Annotated in this window: 23 protein-coding genes and 2 pseudogenes; 13 read left to right on the top strand and 12 right to left on the bottom strand. The window is 55.0% G+C overall.

The genetic code is table 11. From position 1 onward, the window contains the following. Positions 1–3: 3 nt before the first annotated feature. Positions 4–723: pseudogene (locus TU79_RS26905) on the bottom strand (PAS domain-containing protein); the annotation flags it as partial. A 471-nt stretch (positions 724–1,194) separates the two neighbouring features. Between TU79_RS26905 and msrA the strand changes: the two are divergent. The 3 genes from msrA (at position 1,195) to TU79_RS26305 (ending at position 3,306) form a co-directional block, all read left to right on the top strand. After that, positions 1,195–1,701, top strand: a complete 507-nt coding sequence (gene msrA, locus TU79_RS11430) for a peptide-methionine (S)-S-oxide reductase MsrA (protein ID WP_057008069.1) — start codon at positions 1,195–1,197, stop codon at positions 1,699–1,701. A gap of 459 nt (positions 1,702–2,160) precedes the next feature. Continuing rightward, the gene (locus tag TU79_RS26310; RefSeq protein ID WP_169793796.1) at positions 2,161–2,532 is read left to right on the top strand and encodes a PDDEXK-like family protein; all 372 of its coding nucleotides are present in this window, start codon (positions 2,161–2,163) and stop codon (positions 2,530–2,532) included. Between the two features lie 147 nt (positions 2,533–2,679). Next, positions 2,680–3,306: a hypothetical protein gene (locus TU79_RS26305; protein WP_169793795.1), complete on the top strand. Its 627-nt coding sequence runs from the start codon at positions 2,680–2,682 to the stop codon at positions 3,304–3,306. A gap of 88 nt (positions 3,307–3,394) precedes the next feature. Here the strand turns inward: TU79_RS26305 and TU79_RS26570 are convergent, their stop codons facing one another. The 3 genes from TU79_RS26570 to TU79_RS11410 form a co-directional block, all read right to left on the bottom strand. After that, the gene (locus tag TU79_RS26570; RefSeq protein WP_057008068.1) at positions 3,395–4,036 is read right to left on the bottom strand and encodes a GIY-YIG nuclease family protein; all 642 of its coding nucleotides are present in this window, start codon (positions 4,034–4,036) and stop codon (positions 3,395–3,397) included. Between the two features lie 190 nt (positions 4,037–4,226). Beyond that, entirely contained in the window at positions 4,227–4,658 is a 432-nt protein-coding gene (locus TU79_RS11415) for an SRPBCC family protein (RefSeq protein WP_057008067.1), read from the bottom strand. 806 nt (positions 4,659–5,464) lie between these two features. Beyond that, on the bottom strand, positions 5,465–6,244 hold the full coding sequence (locus TU79_RS11410; protein ID WP_057008066.1) for an AraC family transcriptional regulator: 780 nt from the start codon (positions 6,242–6,244) through the stop codon (positions 5,465–5,467). An 87-nt stretch (positions 6,245–6,331) separates the two neighbouring features. Here TU79_RS11410 and TU79_RS11405 point away from each other — a divergent pair, with 87 nt between their 5' ends. Beyond that, positions 6,332–6,937, top strand: coding sequence for a VOC family protein (locus tag TU79_RS11405; protein ID WP_231986862.1), 606 nt, complete (start codon positions 6,332–6,334; stop codon positions 6,935–6,937). Between the two features lie 382 nt (positions 6,938–7,319). On the opposite strand, the gene TU79_RS11400 is transcribed toward TU79_RS11405, so the two are convergent. After that, on the bottom strand, positions 7,320–7,778 hold the full coding sequence (locus TU79_RS11400) for a GNAT family N-acetyltransferase (RefSeq protein ID WP_057008065.1): 459 nt from the start codon (positions 7,776–7,778) through the stop codon (positions 7,320–7,322). 448 nt (positions 7,779–8,226) lie between these two features. On the opposite strand from TU79_RS11400, the gene TU79_RS11395 reads away from it, so the two are divergent. Both TU79_RS11395 and TU79_RS11390 read left to right on the top strand, forming a co-directional pair. Continuing rightward, positions 8,227–8,838: an EcsC family protein gene (locus tag TU79_RS11395; protein WP_231986861.1), complete on the top strand. Its 612-nt coding sequence runs from the start codon at positions 8,227–8,229 to the stop codon at positions 8,836–8,838. A 529-nt stretch (positions 8,839–9,367) separates the two neighbouring features. Beyond that, a complete protein-coding gene (locus TU79_RS11390) occupies positions 9,368–10,267 on the top strand; it encodes an alpha/beta fold hydrolase (RefSeq protein WP_057008064.1) in 900 nt (299 codons plus the stop codon). A gap of 552 nt (positions 10,268–10,819) precedes the next feature. Here TU79_RS11390 and TU79_RS11385 read toward each other — a convergent pair. Together TU79_RS11385 and TU79_RS11380 are read right to left on the bottom strand one after the other, a co-directional pair. Next, complete coding sequence (locus TU79_RS11385) at positions 10,820–11,257, bottom strand: hypothetical protein (protein WP_231986859.1); 438 nt, start codon at positions 11,255–11,257, stop codon at positions 10,820–10,822. Positions 11,258–11,579: 322 nt separating this feature from the next. Further along, entirely contained in the window at positions 11,580–12,794 is a 1,215-nt protein-coding gene (locus tag TU79_RS11380) for an aldose 1-epimerase family protein (RefSeq protein WP_057008062.1), read from the bottom strand. Between the two features lie 434 nt (positions 12,795–13,228). Between TU79_RS11380 and TU79_RS11375 the strand changes: the two genes are divergently transcribed. Both TU79_RS11375 and TU79_RS11370 read left to right on the top strand, forming a co-directional pair. Continuing rightward, positions 13,229–13,528, top strand: a complete 300-nt coding sequence (locus tag TU79_RS11375; RefSeq protein WP_057008061.1) for a hypothetical protein — start codon at positions 13,229–13,231, stop codon at positions 13,526–13,528. A 120-nt stretch (positions 13,529–13,648) separates the two neighbouring features. Beyond that, positions 13,649–13,882 (top strand): hypothetical protein, encoded by a 234-nt coding sequence (locus TU79_RS11370; protein ID WP_057008200.1) that lies wholly within the window; start codon positions 13,649–13,651, stop codon positions 13,880–13,882. Between the two features lie 3 nt (positions 13,883–13,885). Here TU79_RS11370 and TU79_RS26900 read toward each other — a convergent pair. Continuing rightward, positions 13,886–13,963: pseudogene (locus TU79_RS26900) on the bottom strand (DUF6124 family protein); the annotation flags it as partial. A 418-nt stretch (positions 13,964–14,381) separates the two neighbouring features. Between TU79_RS26900 and TU79_RS11365 the strand changes: the two are divergent. Further along, positions 14,382–14,900 carry a nucleotidyltransferase family protein gene (locus TU79_RS11365; RefSeq protein WP_414896204.1) on the top strand — a complete coding sequence of 173 codons (519 nt, stop codon included), beginning with the start codon at positions 14,382–14,384 and terminating at the stop codon, positions 14,898–14,900. A 243-nt stretch (positions 14,901–15,143) separates the two neighbouring features. Here TU79_RS11365 and TU79_RS11360 read toward each other — a convergent pair whose 3' ends face one another. Then, positions 15,144–15,764 carry a hypothetical protein gene (locus TU79_RS11360; protein ID WP_057008059.1) on the bottom strand — a complete coding sequence of 207 codons (621 nt, stop codon included), beginning with the start codon at positions 15,762–15,764 and terminating at the stop codon, positions 15,144–15,146. A 532-nt stretch (positions 15,765–16,296) separates the two neighbouring features. Between TU79_RS11360 and TU79_RS11355 the strand changes: the two genes are divergently transcribed. Continuing rightward, positions 16,297–16,602, top strand: a complete 306-nt coding sequence (locus TU79_RS11355) for a transposase (protein WP_057008058.1) — start codon at positions 16,297–16,299, stop codon at positions 16,600–16,602. A 3-nt stretch (positions 16,603–16,605) separates the two neighbouring features. Here the strand turns inward: TU79_RS11355 and TU79_RS11350 are convergent, their stop codons facing one another. The 3 genes from TU79_RS11350 to TU79_RS26035 form a co-directional block, all read right to left on the bottom strand. Beyond that, positions 16,606–17,817 (bottom strand): MFS transporter, encoded by a 1,212-nt coding sequence (locus tag TU79_RS11350; protein ID WP_057008057.1) that lies wholly within the window; start codon positions 17,815–17,817, stop codon positions 16,606–16,608. A gap of 138 nt (positions 17,818–17,955) precedes the next feature. After that, positions 17,956–18,240, bottom strand: a complete 285-nt coding sequence (locus TU79_RS26555; RefSeq protein WP_231986857.1) for a diiron oxygenase — start codon at positions 18,238–18,240, stop codon at positions 17,956–17,958. A 348-nt stretch (positions 18,241–18,588) separates the two neighbouring features. After that, positions 18,589–19,032, bottom strand: a complete 444-nt coding sequence (locus TU79_RS26035) for a hypothetical protein (RefSeq protein ID WP_139136777.1) — start codon at positions 19,030–19,032, stop codon at positions 18,589–18,591. A 36-nt stretch (positions 19,033–19,068) separates the two neighbouring features. Between TU79_RS26035 and TU79_RS11340 the strand changes: the two genes are divergently transcribed. The 3 genes from TU79_RS11340 to TU79_RS11330 all read left to right on the top strand — a co-directional run bounded on the left by TU79_RS11340 (position 19,069) and on the right by TU79_RS11330 (position 21,153). Next, complete coding sequence (locus TU79_RS11340) at positions 19,069–19,626, top strand: AAA family ATPase (protein ID WP_057008055.1); 558 nt, start codon at positions 19,069–19,071, stop codon at positions 19,624–19,626. 142 nt (positions 19,627–19,768) lie between these two features. Then, positions 19,769–20,209 carry a tryptophan-rich sensory protein TspO gene (gene tspO, locus TU79_RS11335; RefSeq protein WP_003234380.1) on the top strand — a complete coding sequence of 147 codons (441 nt, stop codon included), beginning with the start codon at positions 19,769–19,771 and terminating at the stop codon, positions 20,207–20,209. Further along, complete coding sequence (locus TU79_RS11330) at positions 20,209–21,153, top strand: alpha/beta hydrolase (protein WP_057008054.1); 945 nt, start codon at positions 20,209–20,211, stop codon at positions 21,151–21,153. Before tspO ends, TU79_RS11330 begins: the two co-directional genes overlap by 1 nt. Positions 21,154–21,160: the final 7 nt, after the last annotated feature.

Genomic DNA, 21,160 nt, shown 5'->3' with positions numbered 1-21,160 from the left:
CACCCGCAGTGGCGCACCCTGCGGATCGCGGCGGGTTTGACCGCGGGCGCGGAACCAGCGGTATTCGCCACTTTTCATCTTCAACCGGTATTCGATATCAAACGGCGTCTGCCCTGACTTGTCATTGAGGTGCGCACCAAAGGCGTTCAGGCTGCGCTCCTTGTCATTCGGGTGCAGCCGGGAGGCCCAGCTGTCCAGCACATCGGGAAACTCTTGCACCGTTTCAAAACCCAGCAGGCGTCGAAACTGAGGCGACCACCAGAAGGGGTTTTTCGGGTTCACGGGGTCGCCGGCAATCACCTCCATATCCCACAAACCGTCGGAAAGCATCTCCCGGGCCAGTTCGAAGCGGGTGATGATCACGTCGTGTTCCTGATCGCGTTGCAACTGATCATGAATATCGCGCAACGCACCGGCCACGCGAATCGGCGTGCCGCGTTCATCGCGCAGCGTTTCACCCTGGGCGTGAAACCAGCGGTAGGAACCGTTTTTCATCGCCAGCCGATTGTTCACGTTGTAAGGCGTGTTTCCCGACTTGTCGTTGAGATGCCGTGCAAAAGCGTCCAGCGTCGCCTGCTTGTCCTGTGGATGCAGACGATCAGCCCAACTGGCCAGCACGTTCGGAAAATCACGCTCGTCGGAGAATCCGAGCAGGCTGCGAAATTGCGGCGACCACCAGAAACGGTTCTGCGGATTGATCGGGTCGCCCGCCACCACCTCCATGTCCCAGAGGCCCTCGCTGGAGGCGCGGTTGACCAGGTCAAAGCGGATTTCCGAAGCCTGGGCGGAGGCGGCAGACTCGCGCAGCAATTCACGGGCAGACTCGAGTTCATCTTCGAGCTGGGAAATGCGCGATTGTGTTTCACGGTTGGAGGATTCGAGTACAGCCAGCGCATCAAGCACGGCCGGTGCGGTTCTGTGGCGATCGATAGAGTGCGGCTGGCCGTTTTTGATCGCCGCTGTCAGTTGGTGCAGGGCGCGACGGTCACGGTGTAGAAAGGCAAAGATGGACATAGCGTAAAGGCTCAATAAGTGATGCGGGCCTCATCCATGGCACCTTGCCATCTATGTCGACAGGTTATTGGGAAACTGTACATTTATTTTGGTTTTGTATCGGTGTTTGACGCGTTGACTTGCTATTGGCGGGCACAGCCCCATAACTACCTGCATATCCATCAAGCGTGAGGGCAGACCATGACCAACCACACCGAAACCGCCATCCTCGCCGGCGGGTGCTTCTGGGGCATGCAGGACCTGCTGCGACGCTACCCCGGCGTGCTGCACACACGCGTCGGTTACACCGGCGGCGACGTGCCCAATGCCACCTATCGCAACCATGGCGACCATGCGGAAGCGATCGAGATCGTGTTTGACCCGGCGGTGATCACGTATCGGCAGATTCTGGAGTTCTTCTTCCAGATCCACGACCCCAGCACGCCCAACCGCCAGGGCAACGACCTGGGGCCAAGCTACCGTTCGGCGATTTATTACCTGAGCGAAGCGCAGCGTGAGGTGGCCGAAGACACCGTGGCTGATGTTGATGCATCGAAGCTATGGCCGGGGCCGGTGGTGACCGAGATTGAACCGGCCGGTGAGTTTTGGGAGGCGGAGCCCGAACATCAGGATTACCTGGAGCGGATTCCTGACGGGTACACGTGTCACTTTGTGCGGGCGGGCTGGAAGTTGCCCAAGCGCGCTTGACCCGATGCCGTTCAGTTAATCGCAGATTCCCTGTGGCGAGCAGGCTTGTCCTGCGCTGGGCTGCGCAGCAGCCCCAAAACCAGGCGCTGAGCCGTATCAGGTACACCGCGTTTTGCTCGATTGGGGGCGCTTCGCACCCCAACGCGGGGCAAGCCCGCTCGCCACAATAAGCCCGCAAACGTTCCTTAACTGAACGGCATAACCGCCAGGTGCAATCGCAGGAGTTGGCGCACACCGAGCTGAAAGTGCTGAGCCGACAAGCCTTTAACCATGAACTTCCAGAGTGAAAGCCACGTTTCTGCCGGCTATTCCTATAACTGCCAGTAAACCTTTCGTTTCACCCCAAAGGCGGGGCAGGATTATGAGTTGATTCTCTTGGCAACGAAAAATGCACGCGTGCACGGTAAGTACTGGCGCAATACAATCATTGCCTGACTTGCCCCCATAAGGAAATGAACCTTGCAACCCTTGATCCACCGCGCCGCATTACTGCGCGCCGAACTGCACCGTCCTCCGGCGTTCAACCTGTTCACCCTGCTGCGCAGCAGCTCCGATGAAGTGCGCCTGCACTCTCGCTACCTGGCCTTTTTGCTCAATCCTCAAGGCGCCCACGGTGCTGGGACCAAGCTGCTGCAATTGTTGTTGGCCGCGTTGAACATCGAAGGTTTCGACTGCACCGAGGTGACGGTCGAGGTCGAGTACCGCAATGTCGACATCCTGATCCGCAACAGCAAGCGTCAGGCAGTCATCATCGAAAACAAGCTTTACGCCGCAGACCAGGACGCGCAGTTGCACCGTTACCTGCAAACCCTTCAAAGCGAAGGCTGCTAGGCCTACCCACCGCTCTACCTCACCCTGGACGGCCGCGACGCCGACCGGCGCAGTTGCCTGGGCATTGACTACCAGCGCATCAGCTACGCCAACGACATCCTGCCGTGGCTGGAGCAATGCCAGCAATGGGTTATCCGCGAAGCCGGCGTGCGCGAAAGCCTGCTGCAATACATCGACCTCGTCGCAACACTGACCTTCCAGAACCAGGGATACGCCTACATGGACGCGCTCAAACAGACACTGCGCCAAAACAACAACCTGCTGGTGGTACGCGACTTGCAAAAAGCGTTCGTCGAAACCCTGAAAGACCTGCAACTGGAATTCTGGCAAGCACTTGCCCAATGCATCACGGACAAATACCCCGAGCTGCCCAAACCCTCTGAAGCGCCGACGGCGGAGGTGGTTGATCGCTATTACAGCGCCACTCGGGATAATCGCTGGTACGGTCTTTATTACGATTTGGGGTTTGTACAGGGCTCGGTGTATATCGAACTCGATCACCGGTTTTATTGCGGCTATTACTGCGATGCGCAATCCCACCCGACTGCGCATGCCTGGCTGACGACGTTGACGCAGAACGTGGTGAATAACGGCGTTGGCAGCGGTGGTTTGCTTTGGCGGTATACCACTGAGCTTAATATGAAGAATCCGAGTGATGAGGATTTGATGGTGTTGAATGAGCCGGTGAAAAGGGCGCAGGCGGTGGAGCGGATGGCGGATGATTTGTATGGGCTGTGGGTGGAGGCGCGGGCGTTGTATGCGGCGCAGGGTTAATCTGAACAATTTCTTCAACGGCGGCCAGAAGCGAACGTTTGGAACCGGGTAAATAAACGGCCTCTCCTGGCCAGAAAAACTTGCCTCCTTAGCTCGTCTCAATACTCCGGTGGACGGCGATTAGGTCTGGCAAAAACTTCAGGCAATGCGCTGTGAAAAACTCTCGGGACTTATTGATCCGATACTTATCGAAAAGGCAATGCAAGGCCTGCTCAAGCTTTGAATAGTTTGTGGTTTCAAGCTGACTTACGATTTTGAACCGAAATGGCACACCCGTCGTATAAAGCTGGGTAATGCGCTTTTCGACCGGGCCAGTGGTAATCCCAATCTTGACTATTTCGACTTGATCAGCGGTATAGAGCCCGGTGGAGAGTACGTACAACGTGCCGATATCAGCCTCCAGCTTGGCGAGATCCTCACCCTCGATGAACTCATCATCCTTGATCTCGACTGATCCCACATCCGGCAGGAGAGTCATCAGGTGAGGCTTTCGGCGTTTATCTGCGGCGATGTCTGAGGCGCCTCGGCAGGCTAGATAGATTCGGGCCAGAACAGCGTGGTCAACGTCCTTGTAATTGCCGGCAGCAACGTTTTTTAAATGGCTTGGGGTGCCGACGTACAGGGGGTACTCAACCTTAACGATCTCTCGGATTTGCTGGGGTGTGAGGCCTTCAGGATGCTGGCGAAGAATCTCGCGTACTACATCGGTGAAACTGAGTTCGGTCTGCATCTTCAATCCTGAAAGTGTTGCGTTCCGTTGATGTGCTGGTGGTGGTGAGGTAGGGAGCATAGCCTGTGGGACCGAAGAATAGCGTGTTCTGAGGGAGAGTTACCGTTGGTAAAGGCAGCAATCGGCCAGGAGCAGCCGCTCGGGTGTGTCTATAAAACTAGGGGCGATTCATAAATCAGCTACGCTTGGCTCACACGCTCAGCGTACTTTCTGCGAGGACCACAAGTGCATGCAGGACGTCAGGAAAGTCGGAAGACACTTGCGCACAGATATCCTCGGCGTCCTCTCCCGTGACATCAATCGAATAGACGATTGAGTGATTTCCATTCGGGAGCGCGATGATTTCGTGCCTGACGCGAACGGTTACATCGCCCAGCACGGTTTCATCCGTAAACCCAATCGGCGCATTGACCTCGACCAGTTGCGACTTGATAACCTGCTGGTCAGGCAACACCATGGTCATCCATACACCTTCCATGAACGGGCCATCAAGCACGCATGAATAGACGCCCGCGTTCCAGTCCTTCCATAGCTGAACGGCTTCAAAAAAAGCCCAGACTGTCGCCGCAGGTGCGCTGGTTTCGTGACTGTATGAAGCAGTGGCTTGCATGGGACTGGACATGTCAACTCCATTTTTTAAGTGAGCTTATCGTAAGCACACATATATTAATCATCAACCGCGTATACGCATGAGGAAGCGCGCCAGTGTGCGCTATTCGATCCTTCAGCGACGATGTGAGGTTCTCGCTGATACCTAAGCAAGCGAAGGGCTGGGTGGCAGCTATCTGTTCTCTGCGAAGGGCAGCTTTCGGCCGATTCTGTTGAAAAAGTCGACTTCGAATTCCACGGCAGAAAAGTACGCGCCTGAGATTGAAATCTGAATTTTTGGCAGTAGGTTCAGGACTCGGATTTCACGTAGCAGCGTGCAAAAGGGGGCTTTTCACCCATCAGCATTCGAGCGTTTTGGGCAAACCGACTTTTTCAACACAATCGGCCAGAAGCGGACGTTTAGAACAGAGAAATAAATCTGTTCTTTTTTCCCAATGGACATCATTGCGTCGTACGCAAGTCTATCGCGTGGTGCGCGCAGCGCTCTCTACAAAAGCACCTTAGCACTTGGCGCCGCACAATTAGGCGAAGCATGGACTTCGCGTACACTAACTTTATGCCTGAGCCAATGCACTAACGAACAGCTCGTAGAGTGCGTGTGGTGGTATTGGGGGGGGAGGGAATACGCGACTAGCACGGTTGAAGTTACAAGCGCCAGCTGAGTGCAGCGTGAGTGCCCCACCAGTTAAAAGAAAACTGATGCTCTGGCGACTCCTGAAGTGGCTGGCATTTCTTTCTTCATCTGTTCCGGCATATGGTTGAAGGTCTAGCCTGTAGCGTGCAGGATCGGGTTGGATGGTACAGCGGTTCTTACACCCATCAACTTGATCTAGAAATTGCCTCTTTGCTAATCAGTGTCTGCGCTCGCACATATTGTCCTGGCGTAACACCCATTATCCGACGGAACATGGCAATGAAAGCACTAATATTTTCGTAGCCAAGCTCAATCGCCGTTGTCGTCACTGACATCCCCTCGACCAATAGTTGAATAGCGCGCAACGTGCGTGCACGTTGTCGCCATTCAGAAAAACTAAAACCGGTTTCAGCGACCAGACGCCGGGCCAGTGTTCTAGGTGCCATACCTGACCAAGCAGCCCAATCCTCAAGTGATCTATTGTCATCAAGCTGAGCAAGTATCGCATCGGTGATACGCCTCAAGCGCGGGTCATTGGGGTGCGCCAGACCGATGGGTTCAGCGGGTGAGGTAGCAATTTCATCCAAGATGACTGCTGCAACCCGCGACTCCATTTCGTTGCGGGGTGGTTGTCCCCACGACGCAGCGCGGCTTACCGCTTCGCGCAGCAAACTGCTGACCCTAAATGTGCATGGCATTTGATGCAGGATCCCGCACTCTTGCTCCGCGATATAGACCATCGCTCCTGCAAAAGCGCCATGTGACATCATCGCGTGTGCGACACGGGGAGGTATCCAAATGGCATGGGTAGCCGGCACTACCCATGAGCCGCCGTCAGTACTGACGGAAAGCAGGCCGGCAAGGCTTGCGATTAGTTGGCCTGTCGTATGAGTGTGGGGCGCCGTCTCGCGGATCGCCCGGTCGCGTTGCTCTATCGCCAAGAGTGGCATAAGCGCGCGGTTCATGGCTGGTTTACGTTATCCAATGTCATATCCGAGGTAGCCATATCCTGAATGCCTAATGCAGAATAAGACCGGTCAGAGGAATACTCAATGTCTAAAAATCGCAAATGTTGCTTCTCTTGGATTGGCCTGATTATGCGTACCCCTCACACATTTATTTTCTGTGTTTTGGCCGTCACAGCTGGATGCGCAAGCTCACCTCCCTATTTGGGCCGTGAACCTTTAAAGGATCATTTGATGAATTCTAACCACATGGTGCATGCCGTCGATCATATTGGCTTCGCTGTCAGTTCATTGGAAGAAGCCATTCGCTTCTGGACAATTGGACTTGGGTTCACTCTTGAGCGTCAGTCGGAAATGGGCGGATCATTCATTTTGCAAGTAACCGGCACCGCCGATCCGAGCGTGCGAACGGCGATAGTCAAAGGCCCGGATGGCAGCCGAGTAGAGTTGCTGGAATATTCGCAGGGTGACCGCCACGGTATCACTCCACCTACGGCATCAGCGATTGGTTCAGCGCATTTGGCATTGAGAGTGCAAGACATATACGCCGTACTCGAACGCATTGAGCAAGCAGGCTGGAAAGCAAGAGGCAAGCCTCAAGCGATTCCCGCAGGCCCACGCAAGGGAACTCTAGTTGTATATGTGACCGGGCCAGATCATATCACTCTGGAACTGATGCAGGCTAATGAGTAGCTTCCTGTCGAAGGCTGTTAAGCTTATTGCCCTAAAGCAATTAATTAAGTCGCGCATGACGTCTCATGGCAAACATAAAGATCATCACCTTCACGTATACAGCTGGCGTAATCATACACTTCGCCGGCCACATAAAATTTGGACTTTCTTTCTGGCACTTCACTGCGCAGATCGAAAAGCTAAAGCCCTGTTAGTGCGCTAGCGCGCAGATCACTAACGCGTAAAGGCGCAAATCTTAAATTACCGCCATATAGGATCTATCAATGACTGCTTTTGGCGGCGGACATTCCTGAATTAGCAGCTTCTAGCCTTTCGTCCCTACTGCGAACATTCGCGCTCCCAGGCGTTTGCTCTCCCTCTTATGCTGCAAACCTGAGCGAGTTCAAAGATCCCGCAGCATCAATCGCTGCTCCTTACCCCACGCCCGAAAAAACTCCTGCACCTGCCATCCACGCTTGGCGTAGTAGTCGCTGCGATCATAGGTGTGCAAGTACAACCGGGTGGTGCCGTTGGCCTTTGCGGCGTCGCAGATGCCTTCTATCAATTGTTCCGCCAACCCTCGCTTCCTTGCCTGTGGGGCGATAAAGACGCAGGCTAGCCAGGGCCCCAACTCCGGGCGTTCGGGCAAGTCGCTGGCGGCAAGTGCAGCGCCGCCAAGTAGCTGGTCATTCTCTAGGGCGATCAGACATTGCCAATCACCGTTGCCCTGGCCTTCCGCGAATTCGCGTTGCCAATCGTCCAATGGCTGCTCAACAAACTCGTATGCGAACTGCTGATGCAGCCACTGCGCCAGGGTGTCGCTGTGTTGCATATGGTCACGCAGCCAAACCAGGCGGGGCATGTGAGAGTCTTCCTTGTTTTTGGATCAGTACGCGTATGTGGCCGCAAGGAGGGAATAGGGTCAAGCGTAACGGTGAAAAGGTGACAGATTTATTTTTCTTCCGGAATGATCGCTTCTGGCCGATTGCTTCCGTTCATGACTGGAGGCCGACGGCTAGAAGCGGATTAGCCTGCTTACCATCCATAGCAGCGTTAATATCCAGCTTAATTGGGGTCAGAACCTCAAGTATCACCGCACATTGGCGACCCACCATCCGCAGGTATACAGTCGCGGATTGCGGGCAATTATTTAGTAAATGGGGTGTTGCCGTCGGTGCAGTGGCGGATGGATGTGACGAAGGAAAATTGTTCAAAGCAAGGTAATGCGGATAACGGAACATGTGTGGCATCATAAAGCCATCAATCACGCGCCGAGACTAAAGATGGAACTGATAAGTCAAGAAAAGATAATGCAAGTCCTCGACTGGGCCTACGAGAGATCTGTGAATGGATTCTCCGGTCTTGATTCCGCCGAGGAGCTCGCAGCCAGCTACGCCAAGGAAGAAAGCCCTGCCTACGATCAGGCTAATTCCCTGATTCGCTGGCAGAACACCAAATCGGCCACCTCAGGCTTCATTACCGGCCTAGGTGGATTGATCACACTGCCCGTCGCGTTGCCCGCCAACATCACGAGTGTGCTTTTCGTACAAATTCGCATGATCGCCGCCATCGCCCACTTGGGGGGCTACGACGTCAAGGATGACAAGGTAAAGACCCTGGTTTTCGCCTGCCTCACAGCCAACTCCGCCAAGGAGGTGTTGAAAGACATCGGCATTGCCGTTGGCAGCAAGCTGGCGATGAACGCCGTGAAGTCGATTTCCGGTAAGACGCTGATAGAGATAAACAAAAAGGTGGGCTTCAAGCTGTTCACCAAATTTGGTGAAAAAGGCGTGATCAATCTCGGTAAAGCCGTGCCCCTGCTGGGTGGCTTGATTGGTGGAAGTTTCGATGCCTACACAACCAACACCATCGGTAACGTAGCGCGCGATACATTTACACCAAAAGAAGTCGCGACGGCATAACGTCCCCCGTGAGTGATAGCCGGATTTCCCTGTGGCCAGGGCATTAGCTCCCTTGCCACAGATTAAGTTTGGTGGTGGTAATTGGGTAAATAAAGCTGTCCCTTAACCTGGCACTACACACTGTGAATCGGCCTATTCGTGGATGCTGACTGGCTGCTTTTGGCCGATTCTGTTGAAAAAGTCGGTTATCCAAAACTGCCTGGCCATTGCTTAGTGAGAACGCCATTTTTGCACGATGCTGCGTGAAATCTGCGTCTGGAAACCTCTAACAAAAGTAAAGATTTCAATCTCGGACGCGTACTTCTCTGCCGTGGAAACCATGATCGACTTTTTCAACAGAATCGACCCATAGCAGACGCCAAGGATTGCCAGCGGGGGTAGTTTCCTGGTGCCTTTGTGCGCCGTATAGTGGCAGTACTTTTTCGGTCAAAGGAATGGCTATGAACCCGTCAAGCGGCCTACCCGTCGGTGTAATTGGCGACCGTGACATCATCAATGTCACTTCGCATTGCGCGAAAAGGGTAACTCCATGCGTGCAAGAATGATTCTTGCCGGGATCGGCACCACGTTGGCGCTGTTTTCTGCATCGCCAGCCCAGCCTGCGCCTCTGCCGTCAGGAACTGTGAACCAGGGTGGTATATCGGTGCTGGTACAAGGCTCGGGAACAGATATCATCTTAATTCCAGGATTTGCGTCGTCCTACGAAGTATGGGCAGATTTGGCCTCCAGATTACGGCAGAGCCATCGTCTCCATCTCGTACAGGTAGCTGGGTTTGCAGGCTCGCCTGCTGTATCCGATCCAGACGGGAGAGTGGTCGCGCCGACGGCCGAGGCGATCGCTGAATACATCCGCAGCCAGCGCATCGAGTCGCCGGTCATCATCGGTCATTCGTTGGGTGGCGAGGTGGCACTAATGCTAGGTGCTCGTCATCCAGATCAAGTGGGACGCCTGATGATTGTCGATGCGATGCCCTTTTATACTTTGCTGTTTGATCCCTTCGCGACCAGTGAAACGGCGGCCCCGCATGCTGCTGCGATGCGTGATGCAATGTTGGCGGCAACGCCTGAGCAGGCGGAAGCCATGCAGCATGCCTCCATCGCCCGTCTCGCCAAAACTGAAGCGGTCAGACCAGGCCTGGTCGCGGCGGGGATAAACTCGGACCGAAAGACTATGGCCGATGCCATGTATGAATTGTTGGTCTCAGACCTCCGGCCTGAGCTTGGACGCATCAAGGTGCCCGTTGAGGTCGTCTATGCTTACGATCTGCTTTTCGGCGTAGAAGCGGCCCAAGTCGATGCAATGTTCCGTAACGCCTACGCCTCTACCCCAAACATCAGCTTCAGGCGCATTGACGGCAGTTTTCACTTCATCATGCTTGATCAGCCAGAACTGTTCGCCAGTGCTGTCATCAGGTTCCTGAACCAGTGAACGGCGACGGAGTTGCTAGAGTGATGAGTTGCCGTGAAAGGGCACAGGATCGTTGCCGTACTTGCAGGTCACCGACCGTCTGCTTTTGGCCGATCTCTGCCTGTAGCGAGGACCGTAGTCGACCCAGAGCGGGAGCCCAGACATTCAAACCAAATGAGTAGATAATCGACTGCTATACCAGCTATTTCGAGTGCGTATGAGCAACGAATCTTCCCAACGCGAATCTACCGACAGTGCAGCATATAACCTTGCGCAGACCCACGGTGCCCGTCCCCTGTCCGTTGATGGCTATCATCAAACGGTAGAACTGTGCGGTCGGGTCGCCTGCGGCTGGCTGTTCCGTTATAGGATCATTTGCAGCTTGGACATCCCAGCGTATGACCAAGAGTCATTCGCTGGCGCTGTAGGTTGCTTGGTTGCTGACGACGGAGAGATACGTGATCTCTCAGGTCCGATGTTCATAGACATGCTTCATATGCTGGCATAGCTCGCGGGTCCACCTTGACCGAACTCTGCCGTTCATTATGGGCGGGAGTCGACCCATAGCTGTCATTAAATTGAGGTAACGAAGCGGGTTTCGAGACCTACACTTACTGGCGGTAGCGCATTAATCAATACGACGGCGTCGTCGCCCTGGTTAAGGTAGATCAATGAGTCACCGGTCTCGAACGTAACTCTGAATCCGGCCAGCCAAGGCTCTTGCCCGTTGAAAGAGTCAAGAATCCCCTCAACTGCGCAAATTTTTGTGTTCTCGAGGTGGGTTGCTGATAGACCTGCAAGTAGGTTTTCCCTCTTCCAGGAGCAGGTCACGTTCGGCTCTATCTCGAAGGCAGCCGGCGTATAAGAAGGCAACAAGTCCGCGCCTACTCTCTCGCCATCACTCAAGAGATACATGGATACAACTTCTCGCTCGCCAAAACGCCACTCTAGAGAACCTATGTCTCCCAGATCTTTCTCGTCGTTGAAATAGTACTGATCGTGCAGCAGCACACTCAGCCGCTTTCCCAAAAGCGAACGTGCGTTTTGCAGGTCTAGGGCAGCTCTTGTAGGGGATGGGGAGTGTCGGCTAGACATCGGGCACCTCATACAGGTGGGAAGAGAGGCAGATACTACACAAACGCCAATACGTCCGCTTCTGGCCGAATATTGCCGATCATGAATGGGCAGCTAACGGCCGACGTGAGTCAAGATCGGACCGTGACCGAATCGTTTCGAGCAGCCCACCGGCTGCTCAAGGTCGCGCGCGCTGGCGGGCCTTGAACAAGCCGACGGTGTCAGACGGCCGAGGGGCTGCTATATCAGCCGACAATGCTCACTCCTTGGTCAAATCAACCAACGGCGTCTGCCGCACCTCAGTCTCCCGCCCATCCTGAATCTCGCTCACCTGCTTCAAGGCCTTATCCACCGCCGCCTTGTCCGCCAGCAAGCTGTAGCTGATGCGGAACTGCTTGTGTTCCTTGGGCCCAATGGTTGGTACCAGGTTCAGTGGCCGCTGATAACGGCGGTTGTAGGAAAAACTCGTCCCCGGCTCCAGCCCCGTGACATAGCCCTGGCCTTGGGTATCGGTGTTTTTCCACAGGGAAAACACGGGCAGTGTCTGGGTATTGAAGCCGACCGAAACGCCCAGGCTGCCGGCCTTGTTGTGCAACACGGTCAACGTATCGCCCTTGGCGTCGGCATACGGCACCACGTTGTAAACCGTTTCGTCGTAGTCCCTGGTCGGTGCGCGGTAGGTTTGCCAGTCGGGCAGCTCGCCCTTGGCCTTGTCGTTGAAAGGCGACACCTGTTTCACCGGCGCGGCGAAACGAGCGCCCTGCTCCAGGAACGGGGTGCTGAAGTTGCTGTGATACAGCGCCTGGTATTCCTTCGGATAGTCGCCGTTGTTGGTCAGGGTGTCGTTGAGGGCAAACACGACGCTGCCGGGTTCGGTGACCAGTTCGGTCGCGACTGAGAAGTCGACCTTCTTGAACGCCTGTTCTTTCAGTTCGCCGCGCAGGGTGATGGCGTACGGTGGTTTTTCATCGATATGCAGCGTGACTTTATTCGCAGGAATGTTGGCGGCTCGACCGTGCAGGGTCAGCAGTTCGCCGTTGTCGACGCCGGGATGGCCGACCCATTCGTATCCGCAGCGGGTGACCAGTTCATTGAAACCTTCCAGCCAGCCCAGGCCACCGCGGCCATTGAGTTCGATGAAGGACGGATTGACCACTTCCTTGACCGGCGAATCCCAGCCCATGCGTACATTGCCAACCGAGGCCTGCAAGACGTTCATTCCGCGAGTCGGCACTACCGAGAGTTTCATCGTGCCGTTATCGATGTCGACGATACTGACGCCCTCCTGCCGACCGCCGTGCAAGGTGCGCAGGGTCACGCTGAAGGGTTTGTCGGTTTTTATGCCGAGTTGCTGACTGGTGATCTGCCAGTTCTGGGCGGCTTTGTCGGTGTCGAGCAGAACGTAATCCCAGGCCATGGCGTGGGAGGCAGCGGACAGTGCGCTGAGCGCAACGAAGAGTTTGAGCGGGGTCATGGCGGTGGCCTTTCTTGGAGTTGTGCCATTTTTATAAACGCGATGAAACGTTTCAGCAAGCTAAAAAAGGTGGGCAGGGCCAGCCAACGCCAAGAAGATTGGGGGCAAGTCGGAAAATCGAGTCCATGCCATCGCGGCAACGACTCAGCAGAACCTATCAATTTCTACCGCTAATCCGAGGCGAGCTTCTCCAGTTCTTTGGCAGTCACCGCCGCCGCTTTAGGAACAACCCCACCCCCAGTGCAACGGCAAAGATCGACAGCAACCCGAGGTCAAATCCAGACAAGTGGATGCAGTTCGCGCAGGCGCCCACGTTCGCTGTCGGTGAGGCACCGCTGAGCCGAACCACGACCACACTCAAATCCCCAGCCCCGGGAACGACCCGCTACCCCCGCAAGTCTACCGACACCCCATCATCGGTAAGGTACTGCGCAATGGACAAGACAATCACCGTGGATCAACTGGCGACCACTGACCTCCGATCAATCAACGAAATATGGCTTGGCGGCACGCATACCGAGTTGTGCCTCTGGCGTGGCGAGGCGGTTTTCACCCACGAAATGCTCAGCGAGGGTACTCACGATCAGAATGTTCGACGTCTGTGCCTGCAGTTGGTCGATCCTGACGACCAGGCCGCAGTGGCCCACGTTGAGGTGATCGTGCGCGAGCGGCTGGAGAAAATGGGCAAGGAGGGCGAGTTTTACCCGGCCGAGGAGGCGGACACTCATCAATAGTCGCTGTGGCGCTGCGGGCGATAGGGGGCGAAAGCAGCCCTCAACGGTGCAAACCGGTCTACCATGGCGGCCCGGCAGTGGTTCACAGCGCTTCCGTTCATTTTCTATAAAGGCATCGCGATGACCATCGACCAAATCTCCCTCCCCAAAGGCGTAGGCCCTCATGCGGCCAAGCTGCTCGACGCCATCACTGGTGCCTCTACTCACGAAGAGCTCAACCGCGCGGGCGGCAAGGCTGAGGGGTTTGTGTTGGGGCTGGAATCGACCAAAGCGATCAAAAGCCAGATCGCCGAGTCGTTGTATGTGGCTTACGACGACGCGGCGAGTAATCGGGCCGGTGAGTTGAAAGGTTAGGCTTCAGCCAGGGCAGGGCGCTTCACGGTCGAGCCATTTGGCGGTGAGGAGTACGCCCAGTTCGCTCAGTTGGTGGATCGCCGGGGGCGACGGTGAAGAGAGTGCTTGAATCAGTAAGCATTGTTAAGTTCCTTGCTTGGGCTACCACCTCGTCGCTACTAAACGAAAAGGCGGCGGCTGTACGCAGGTTAGTAGACCGGTGGAACCTAACAAAACCGGCGCGTCCGGAGACGCCCTGCGCACAGCCACCATTGAGCACAGACGGGAACGTCTGATGGATTGAGCTTGTGCACTTGTTAGGTTAAAACCGTGGGCTACTAAACCCGATCACCGAGAGATTCAGCGACCGAGCCACCTTAGAGACGGCCATCCCAGCGCACAAGCCGGCGGATTCTGACGCACGTGTAGGCAAGGGAGCAAGGCGTCGCGGGGGATTCGGATTTTGCCTTCAGGAGCGTTAACCGTGACGTTGAGTGCTGACGCATTTATCACACTGGCCATGGCCAACCCGATCAACGCTGAAATCACCGCGCGCCTGCCGGCGCTTGGGGTGGATCAGTGCCTGCTGACGGCGGGGTGCCTGTTTCAGGCAGTGTGGAATCATCAGGCGAATCTGCCGGCGGATCACGGGGTGAAGGACTACGACGTTTTTTACTTTGATACGGACGTGTCCTACGAGGCTGAGGATGTGGTCATCCAGAAGGCGAACGCGCTGTTCGCGGACTTGGGGGTAAGTGTCGAGGTGCGCAATCAGGCGCGGGTTCATCTCTGGTATGGCCAGCGGTTTGGCCGGCCCTATTCGCAACTGCACTCGGCGCGGCAGGGGGTTGATCGGTATCTGGTGGCGGGCACGTGCGTGGCGCTGGAGGTGGCGACGGGCGAGGTGTATGCGCCGTATGGGTTGGCGGATGTGGAGCAGGGGATTTTGCGGATTAACCCGCTGCATCCGGAGCGGGCATTGTTTGAGGTCAAGGCGCAGAGTTATCAGGCGCGGTGGCCCTGGCTGAAGATTGTTTGATGTAGGTCTCTATTATGTTGTGGCGAGCGGGCTTGCCCCGCGTTGGGCTGCGCAGCAGCCCCAAAAACATGTTCTGCGCAGGGTCAGGTATACCGGAGTCTGCTTAATTGGGGGCGCTTCGCACCCCAACGCGGGGCAAGCCCGCTCGCCACTGGCGCAATGGGTTGGGCAAACCGGTGTGCAGCTCCAACCCCTAGTCGATGCGCTGCGCGCACCGCTTGCGAGGGAACGCACCACTACTCGTTAATCTGTAACCTGCGGGCAAGGGTTAAAAACCTCGGTTACGTCGATTGTTGTATGCCACGGGATGGCAGTGCCTGACACCATTCCGCCTATGGTTTGCTTTCGACCCGACTTGCGCACATATCCACCATCCGTTCCAGTGAAGACGTGCTGCCCTGGCTTCGTCAAATAATCAAAGAAACTGACTTTCACAGGCTCATTCATTTGTCCACCTGGTGTAATGACGGCGAGCATGATCGCTCGGTCTTTGGTGAATACAACGAAAGGTTCGACTCCAGTGCGACCACCTACTGTCTTCACGCACTGCACTTGTTCTGGGAGGATGCGTGCGGTTTCAGTATAGGTGTGGTTTTTGTAGAGGCTGAGGATCAAGCCTTTGCTGGTCAACACTCCCAGGCCTTGAGTGGCTCTGCAGCTGCCTTCGCTTCCATATGGGAACAAGCACCAGTTCGTTTCCGACACGGCTTGAATATCCGCTGGTTCAATTTTCAGATCGCGCTGGATTTGAGCTTTTGATTCCGGCGTATCGTAAGGGATCATCACGCATCCCCCGACTGTCACTGCTGCGATGAGGCCGATGGCCGCAGCTACGTTTTGGATTGATGATTTGAAGGTGTTCATTGTTCGCTCTCCTTGCTGTATTGCCACCACTGGAAGGCTGTGGTGATTTTGGTAGCGAACCTTACGGCATGGGCGGCAAGCAGTCATCCTCGTGCTGATAGCTGGATCGGTATATGACTTGACTGGACGCTTACAAAGTACGACAGGAATCGGCATGAGCGACCATTCTTATAGAAAGGAGGCGATCCGTGAATTGTCAGACACTGATAGGCTTGTGACTGGAGCCGTTGGCATGGCCTGGAAAGTAACGCTAAGAACTCACTGTTGGCTGATTCAGACCCGGCGCTGCCATATCTGAGAGTCAGGTGTATGGAAGTCACTGGGTCTCCGCTCAGCGCTGACTCAACGAAGTAACAATCACCCACGGAAAATGCACCTTGAGTACAACCAGGGAATACTAAATCCACAGAAGTGCTGACAGAGGCTGGAGACCCAATACCCTCTACGGCAGCCAAGTCGTCTAACCCAACCCCGAAAATTCAGGGCGTGGTGTGCACTTGAATTTAGGTGGGCGCCAGTTAAGCGATATTTCATGCCGCCGACATGCCGTTCGTATTCCAAACCCTTCAAAACCCAGGTCATTCAAAAGTGCGCCCAGCCCGGAGCCTCCATTGCTAGTGTTGCTTTCAGCCATAGCCTCAACGCGAGCCTCGTCCACAAGTGGATTCGGGAACAAACGCAGAACAGCATGGCGCTTCAACCTGCATTTATCCTGGTGCCTATGCAATCAGTGGCGCAAGGAACTGCGAAGATCATCGTTAAAATTCTGTACTCTCGCGGCACTGCGAAGCTTGGGCGCACGTTGACAGGTATGTTAGCCCTGGGTCGCCGCAAATGAGCTTTACGCCAAACTTGGCGGCTTAGCGTGACGATTTATGTGTTGGTTTAACAGCAGACCTATGCTGCTTAAGACGATGAAACTCAGTGCCAGGATAATTTGCAGGTTGTTGGTGCTGAGGTTGATCAGGGCACTGATCAATCCGCCTGAGATAAAAATTAGAGTGTTGCCTGCCGAGGCTGAAGCACCGGCATTATCCGGGAATAGCTCCATGGCTTTGGACGTGGCTGCTGGCCGCGTTATGGTAGTGCCAGCGGTACAAATAATCATTGGGACCAGCATGGTGAAGACGGACAGGCCAAATTGGTTCCGTAATATAAGCATCACTAACCCCGCAACGAAAATCAGTGATAGCCCTATAACAATTTGTGTGCCCGCCGCCATATGCTTATTCATTACGCCTGCAAGAATACCGCCAGTTACATAGGCTGCTCCGTACACTAGCAGGGTCTGAGAAAACTCATAGCTGCTTAGTTGCAACTGCTCCATGAATATTAGGGGCGATATGACGATGAATGAGAAGTGGCAAGCAAAAACAATTGCAGCGATTAGCCAGTAGGCCACGAAATTGAAGTCACTGCAGATTCGCCGGTAGGTTCGCAAGATACCAATACGCGGCCCTGTATTATTGATAGGTGGGTTTTCCAGCGATACCAAGGCCTTGAAGAATACCAAAGCGGCAATCACTGCGAAGACATAGAAGCTACCTTGCCAATCCATCAGATCCTGCAACACGCTTCCGGCCAGGGGGGAGACCGAAATGAAGATGCCACTGGCCGTTACCATCAGAATTCTTAAACGATCCCGCTCTTTACCGACAAATAAGTCCTGAACCAATGCCTGAGACAGTACGAAGCAGCCACAGCCTACTGCCTGGATCACACGGAATAGCAAAAAATACTCATGGTTCGTGGCCCAGATGCAACCCAAGGCGCCTCCTATGGATACTGCCATGCCAGCCAGCAACAACGTTTTTCGGCCGAGCATGTCCGACAAAGGGCCGATCAGTAACTGAGATAAGGAGATACCGATGGCAAAGAAGCTGATCGACAAAGCGATCTCGGACGTTGTGGTGCTGAAGTGCTGCGATAGCGAAGGAAACGAAGGCAGAAGTACGTCCACCGGAAACACGCCCAGCATGACCATCGCCATAAGTAGTACCGTGGCACCGACTTTCCTGGTCTTGACAACGGAATGGTCCTTTATTTCAAGCATCAATGAGCCCTGATTGACTGAATAATTTCCGGTGAGTGTGCAACTCAAAGAAACCGGCGCGCGTCATCGCCTGAAGCGTTCCCATGGCACTAGAGCGTGCTCGCTGTGTGCGTGCATCCAGCGCCTGTAGTGCTTGGACTATCCTAGTGACTTCGAGTAGGGGATGTCGACGCCTGCCAGGCTGGCGCTCAACCAAGGCTCGTCCACTTCAGCAAAGATAAAAATAATTTTAATCAATAGACTCGCGAAGTGTTCTTGCTGGGCAAGTGACAACTTCGGCCATAGGTAACGGAACACTTCGGAAAAATAGCGACTGTGTCGGGCTTCATCCTCCAGATGCTCTCGAAAGATTTGATACACCGTAGAGATCAGCGTGTCGCCGGTGATGCTCAATAAGTCCTTGGCGGTGATAGTCTCAGACACAAAACCGAAAAAAACCAAGTGAGTGGACGATGTGCGTTCCTAGTTGCGTCCATCAGTTCGAGTAGCAGAGTGATACGTTTAGGTGGGGCTTCCCCAGGTTGGCATGTCATAAAAATGCGCAACCTGTTCCGAGAGTTTAAAGGAGAAAAGGGCGTGATAACCCTCGTCAGTGTAAAGCTGTAAGGCCGTAAGTTTCATCGTTTGTGGAAACTCAACTTCCAACTCTTCATGAATGAGCGTCTTGATCGACCGGTTAACAATGAATGGGTGTCACTTTTCTAAGTGACGTTGAAAGGCTAGCCCAAAATAAAAATAACTAAAATTAAAAAATCAAGCTCAAATGAGACATTAAATTTCTGACCTGTAAGAGATTGCCTGCTTTCCATGTTTTGGCTTGCCCGATGAGCCCATCCAGCCTGCGCTGCCATGATGACTATCAGCGCCATGAAAAAGTCTAAGCACGCCATAAGCCCCGCGTAGCCAAAGGTGGGCGGAGCGTTTATTCGCCGTAATAATGTGATTATCCAGATAAAACCGCAACTCGATTTTTGTCAGCCAAGACTGACAGAAATCGGCCAAAAACTGCCGATCAGTGAAGATGGGAAAGTCGCAAAATGAGTTCTGAGGCTTTCTCACCTCTAAAGCAGAAACACGTTCATCTCGACTCCGCCGCACACTGGCACCGTTCATCCAACCCATGCCCTCCAATCGACTGAAGTCTTCCGGGCGAAAGTTGCCTGTCGTGCTGATCGCTTTTGTTGACGGAGATAGGCATTGACGTAAAATCGCCACCCCAAAAATCAGCTTGCATAGTCAGAAGGAGCTCGGATGCAAAGGGTGATGATTGTTGGTCAACCTGGGTCTGGAAAAAGCACTTTGGCGCGTAAGCTTGGCCAGCGTACGGGGTTGCCGGTTGTTCATATCGACACTATCCACTGGCAGTCAGGGTGGATCGAGCGAAGTCGGGACGAGAAGACGCGGCTGTGTCTCGACGTCGAGGCCCGTGATTGCTGGATATTCGAAGGTGGCCATTCAGCCACTTGGGATAACCGGATGGCCCGTGCAGATCTTTTAATATGGATTGATCGTTCGGCGCCGCTTCGCTTCTTGCGCGTACTGCTCAGAACGCTGCTCCAACACGGTAAGTCTCGGCCTGACTTGCCGGAGAACTGCCCCGAACTGCTGGCGAACCTGCCGGAGTTTTTCAGATTCATGTGGCGCACGAACAAATCAGCGCGAGCAAAGATGCAGCAACTCGTGGCAACTGCGCCATCAGCTTGCCGCGTGGTTCATCTGCGTTCTAATCGAGACACCAGGAATTTTCTCGCGGGCATTGGGCGTTCGACAGGAGACGTGAGCCATCCTGCAATTGACGATATAAGGTAGGCTCAAGTGAACCCCTCCTCTATGGTGATTTGTTTTCGCGCTTCATTCCCGGACGCGTAGGAATGATCCTTGTCTCGTCGATGAACTTTTAACCCCGTATTGCCCGTCCAAGGTGGGAACCCTTCCAGATCAAGGATCGTCCATGACCTTTTTTATTTTCCTGCTCGCCTGCGCCGCTGCGGCCAGTACCGGTGTGATTTTCAAGCCGGGTGCCTGGTACGAATCCCTCGTCAAACCCAGTTTTACCCCGCCCAATTGGCTGTTTCCGGTCGCCTGGACGATTATCTATCTATTGCTCGCCTGGGCCGGTTATCGCCTCAGCCTGATCCCGGGCAGTGAGCTGGTGCTGGCGCTGTGGGCGGCGCAGATTGCGTTGAATACGCTGTGGACGCCCGTGTTCTTCGGCGCCCATCGGCTGTTTGCCGGCATGGTGATTATCGTGCTGCTGTGGCTCACCGTGGCGGCGATGGTGGTGTTCGCGGTGCGTCTGGACCTGATCACCGGCTTGATGCTGTTCCCTTACCTGGCGTGGCTGTGTGTGGCGGCGGCGCTGAATTTTTCGATTTTGCGGAATAACCGTTAATGGCCCATAAACACTGGCCCGCCTCCGAGGCCGAACTCGCCCAGATGCGCCGCTTCAACCAAAAGCTCGCGTGGATGCCGCGCTTCAAGATCCGCAACCGCGTCACCCCGCGTCTGATTCAGGCGCTGTTGCGCGTCAGTCAGAAGATCAAGCGCGCAACGCCGGCTGAGAGCAGGGTTGTGAATGGCGTGCCGGTGCGCATTTTGCGGCCAGCCGGCACGCCCAAGGGGGTGGTGCTGGATATCCACGGCGGCGGCTGGGTGATCGGCAATGCACAGATGGACGACGCGCTGAACCTGGGCATGGTGCGGGCGTGCGAGGTGACGGTGGTGTCGGTGGATTATCGGTTGGCGGTCGACACGCCGGTTGAGGGGCTGATGGACGACTGCCTCGCCGCCGCGCGGTGGCTGCTGACGGCCGATGAGTTTGCAGGCTTGCCGGTGTTTGTCGTGGGTGAGTCGGCCGGTGGGCATCTGGCGGCCGCGACCTTGCTGACGCTCAAGCAATGGCCGGATCTGCTCAAGCGCGTGAGCGGGGCGGTGTTGTATTACGGCGTTTACGATTTGACCGGCACGCCAAGCGTGCGCACCGCCGGGCCGGACACCTTGCTGCTGGACGGCCCGGGAATGGTCGACGCGCTGCGCCTGCTGACGCCGGGGTTGAATGATGAAGAACGCCGACAGGCGCCATTGTCGCCGCTGTATGGTGACTTTGAGGGGATGCCGCCGGTGTTGATGTTCGTCGGGGAGCTGGATCCGCTGAAGGATGACACGCTACAGATGGCGGAACGTTGGCCGGGGGCCGAGCCCCATCTTCTGCCGGAATCTGCCCATGGGTTTATCCATTTTCCGGTGGCGATGGCGGAGGGTGTGTTGGTTTATAGCCGGCGCTGGATAACAGGAAGGATCGCTGCGTTAAGTACAACGCTTGAAGCTTCACGTTGAGTCCAAA

Source organism: Pseudomonas trivialis (genome assembly GCF_001439805.1).
Lineage (GTDB): Bacteria > Pseudomonadota > Gammaproteobacteria > Pseudomonadales > Pseudomonadaceae > Aquipseudomonas > Aquipseudomonas trivialis.
The sequence above is the reverse complement of the archived record's forward strand: the minus strand, read 5'-3'. Positions and strand labels throughout refer to the sequence as shown.

What these genes read in the sequence shown, in the direction of transcription:
- TU79_RS11350 (WP_057008057.1), bottom strand. Translation starts at nt 17,817, where the DNA reads ATGCTTGAAATAAAGGACCATTCCGTTGTCAAGACCAGGAAAGTCGGT.
- msrA (WP_057008069.1), top strand. Translation starts at nt 1,195, where the DNA reads ATGACCAACCACACCGAAACCGCCATCCTCGCCGGCGGGTGCTTCTGG.
- TU79_RS11340 (WP_057008055.1), top strand. Translation starts at nt 19,069, where the DNA reads ATGCAAAGGGTGATGATTGTTGGTCAACCTGGGTCTGGAAAAAGCACT.
- TU79_RS11365 (WP_414896204.1), top strand. Translation starts at nt 14,382, where the DNA reads ATGGCCAACCCGATCAACGCTGAAATCACCGCGCGCCTGCCGGCGCTT.
- TU79_RS26570 (WP_057008068.1), bottom strand. Translation starts at nt 4,036, where the DNA reads ATGCAGACCGAACTCAGTTTCACCGATGTAGTACGCGAGATTCTTCGC.
- TU79_RS11415 (WP_057008067.1), bottom strand. Translation starts at nt 4,658, where the DNA reads ATGTCCAGTCCCATGCAAGCCACTGCTTCATACAGTCACGAAACCAGC.
- TU79_RS11375 (WP_057008061.1), top strand. Translation starts at nt 13,229, where the DNA reads ATGGACAAGACAATCACCGTGGATCAACTGGCGACCACTGACCTCCGA.
- TU79_RS11370 (WP_057008200.1), top strand. Translation starts at nt 13,649, where the DNA reads ATGACCATCGACCAAATCTCCCTCCCCAAAGGCGTAGGCCCTCATGCG.
- TU79_RS11330 (WP_057008054.1), top strand. Translation starts at nt 20,209, where the DNA reads ATGGCCCATAAACACTGGCCCGCCTCCGAGGCCGAACTCGCCCAGATG.
- TU79_RS11390 (WP_057008064.1), top strand. Translation starts at nt 9,368, where the DNA reads ATGCGTGCAAGAATGATTCTTGCCGGGATCGGCACCACGTTGGCGCTG.
- TU79_RS11410 (WP_057008066.1), bottom strand. Translation starts at nt 6,244, where the DNA reads ATGAACCGCGCGCTTATGCCACTCTTGGCGATAGAGCAACGCGACCGG.
- TU79_RS11355 (WP_057008058.1), top strand. Translation starts at nt 16,297, where the DNA reads ATGCCGCCGACATGCCGTTCGTATTCCAAACCCTTCAAAACCCAGGTC.
- tspO (WP_003234380.1), top strand. Translation starts at nt 19,769, where the DNA reads ATGACCTTTTTTATTTTCCTGCTCGCCTGCGCCGCTGCGGCCAGTACC.
- TU79_RS11400 (WP_057008065.1), bottom strand. Translation starts at nt 7,778, where the DNA reads ATGCCCCGCCTGGTTTGGCTGCGTGACCATATGCAACACAGCGACACC.
- TU79_RS11395 (WP_231986861.1), top strand. Translation starts at nt 8,227, where the DNA reads ATGCAAGTCCTCGACTGGGCCTACGAGAGATCTGTGAATGGATTCTCC.
- TU79_RS11405 (WP_231986862.1), top strand. Translation starts at nt 6,332, where the DNA reads ATGTCTAAAAATCGCAAATGTTGCTTCTCTTGGATTGGCCTGATTATG.
- TU79_RS11380 (WP_057008062.1), bottom strand. Translation starts at nt 12,794, where the DNA reads ATGACCCCGCTCAAACTCTTCGTTGCGCTCAGCGCACTGTCCGCTGCC.
- TU79_RS11360 (WP_057008059.1), bottom strand. Translation starts at nt 15,764, where the DNA reads ATGAACACCTTCAAATCATCAATCCAAAACGTAGCTGCGGCCATCGGC.